Raw genomic sequence first — 2,247 nt, 5'->3', positions numbered from 1 at the left:
GGCGGAGCGCGCGAAGGAGGTGCACCTCGTCAACCGCGTCGTGCCGCGCGACCAGCTGATGGCGACCGTCGAGGAGATGGCGTCGAAGATCCTGCATGCGCGTCGCCGCGGTCGGTGGGCGCGGCGACGCACGGGGACGGGACGGCTTCGAGCCGGCGACCGGCACACACGCTGGACGCGGTACGCACCGTAGCCCGGCACGGCCGGGGCGTTCCCGGCTCTCTCACCCCACGATCCGGGGGGCCGCCGGGGCCGGGGGCGAACGAACCGCCCCGGAGGACCGGCGTCCGCCGTACCATCACGCGTCGTGAGGTCCGCTGCTCTCCGTCGCTCCCACACCGGCCCCGTCGGGGTTCTCCTGGCGTCCGTCGCCGCGGTCCTGCTGTTCGCCGGGTCCGCCTCCGCGACCCCGTACACCGTGTGGTCCTGCCAGGGCCCGGACGGCGCCGCGCTCCCCGGGTCCGCCTGGTCGCCCGGGACGACCGGCACCGGCGGTGCGGCCTCCGCGGACTGCGCGGGCGGGATGCAGGCCGGGGTCGCCGGGGGCCGCTCCAACGTGCGCGGGTCCGGCACGCTGACGTTCACCGCGCCCGCCGGCACGCGGATCTCCGAGTACGAGCTGCAGCGCACCCTGCGCGCGTCGGTCGGCGGCTTCTTCTCCGCCGGCTACGTCGCCGGCGTGTCGTCCGTCGACCCCGCCGGCGTGCTCGGGCCGGCGTGCTCGGGCGGCAACCTGACGTTCCAGACGGTCTGCGCGGTCGGCGCCCCGCCCCTGAGCGGCAAGGGCGTGTCGCTCGGCGGCCTCGTGGTCTCCGCCGGGTGCGGCGAGGACACCTGCGCCAACGCGACGCCCGCCGCCGAGGCGACGCTGACCCGCTCCCGCGTGGTCCTCGACGACCCGCGCATGCCGACGGTGACGAGCACCGGCGGCACGCTGAAGGACGAGGACCGCGTCGCGCGCTCGCTCACCGTCGCGACGGCGGACGCCGGCGGCGGCGTGGCGTCGATCGTGGCCAACGTCGACGGCGGCCGGGCCGCGCGGTCCGACAGCGGCGGGGCCTGCACGGTCCCGTACACGCAGCCCCAGCCGTGCCCGCTGACCCGCTCGACGACGTTCAGCGTCGACACGGGCGCCCTGCGCAAGGGCGACCACGTCCTCACCGGGACCGTCGTCGACGCCGCCGGCAACGCCGTCCCGCTCGGCCCCGTGCCGTTCACCGTGTCCGCGGACGGCAGCAACGATCCGGGCCCGGCGCCGCAGGGCTCCGTGCCGGTGCCGGTGTCCTCGGCGACCACCGCGCCGGGCGCGACCGCGCGACTGACCTTCCAGGGCACGAGCACCAAGGAGGGCCGTCGCCGCCCGACGGGCTACCTGCGGACTCTCGGCGGCACGCCGCTGGCCGGGGTCGCCGTCCGGCTCACGCGCACGCAGACCGGAGCGGCGACGCCGAAGACCATCGCCCTGCCGACCGTCCGCACCGGCCGCAACGGGCGCTTCGTGGCGCCGGTCCTGCCCGAGGGCGCGTGGACGGTCGCGGGTGCCGCCGACATCTCGAGCGGCACCGTCAGCGGCAGCATCCGCCTGCGGACGGGCCTGCGCGTCACCGCGATCCCGTCGACGACCCGCCTGCGCACCGGCGCGCTGCTCGTCCTCTCCGGTCGCCTCGGCGGCGCGGGCCCGGCGAAGGCCGGCGTCCGCATCCGCATCCAGACGATCGTCAGCGGCCGCTACCGGACCGTCGCCGCCGTGCGCACGACCGCCACGGGCCGCTGGCAGTGGCGGCACCGCTTCACGAAGGTCTCGCGGCCGACGCTCTTCGCCTTCCGCGCGCTCGTCCCCGGCGAGGGCGACACGTGGCCGTGGAAGCCGGTGAGCCGCCGGGCCACCGTCGTCCGGGTGGATCCGCGATGAGCCCGGCGATCCCCCGCAACGAGCGCCCGCGCCCCGGCCGGCCGCGTCCGGAGGATCCGAAGGGCGAGGACGGCAAGGGCCGGAAGGGCCGCGGCGCCGGTGACGACCGGGACCGCAAGGCCCCGGCCGCCGGTGCGGCGGGCGAGCAGGGCCGGGAGAACGCGCCGAAGGTCGAGCGGTCCCTCCGCTGGCTGAAGGGCCGGCGCGGGGCGGCGGACGCCGATGCGGCCGCCGGAGCGCCGGAGCGCCCGGCCGGCGACGAGCGTCGGGGCACGGGTCCGGCGGCCGACGCGAGCACGGGACCGACCGCAGGCCGCGGGGCGACCGGCGGCGCC

The 2,247-nt window shown here is 78.1% G+C and carries 1 protein-coding gene and 2 pseudogenes; all 3 read left to right on the top strand.

From position 1 onward, the window contains the following. Positions 1–193: pseudogene (locus AB0L40_RS27645) on the top strand (hypothetical protein); the annotation flags it as partial. 114 nt (positions 194–307) lie between these two features. After that, on the top strand, positions 308–1,912 hold the full coding sequence (locus AB0L40_RS27640) for a hypothetical protein (protein WP_364361993.1): 1,605 nt from the start codon (positions 308–310) through the stop codon (positions 1,910–1,912). Further along, positions 1,909–2,247 (top strand): annotated as a pseudogene (locus AB0L40_RS27635) (hypothetical protein); the annotation flags it as partial. The gene AB0L40_RS27640 and the pseudogene AB0L40_RS27635, both read left to right, overlap by 4 nt.

Origin of the sequence: Patulibacter sp. NPDC049589, from assembly GCF_040675535.1 — a bacterium.
Lineage (GTDB): Bacteria > Actinomycetota > Thermoleophilia > Solirubrobacterales > Solirubrobacteraceae > Patulibacter.
Note: the sequence above shows the minus strand (reverse complement) of the source record. Positions and strands in the feature narration are given on the sequence as shown.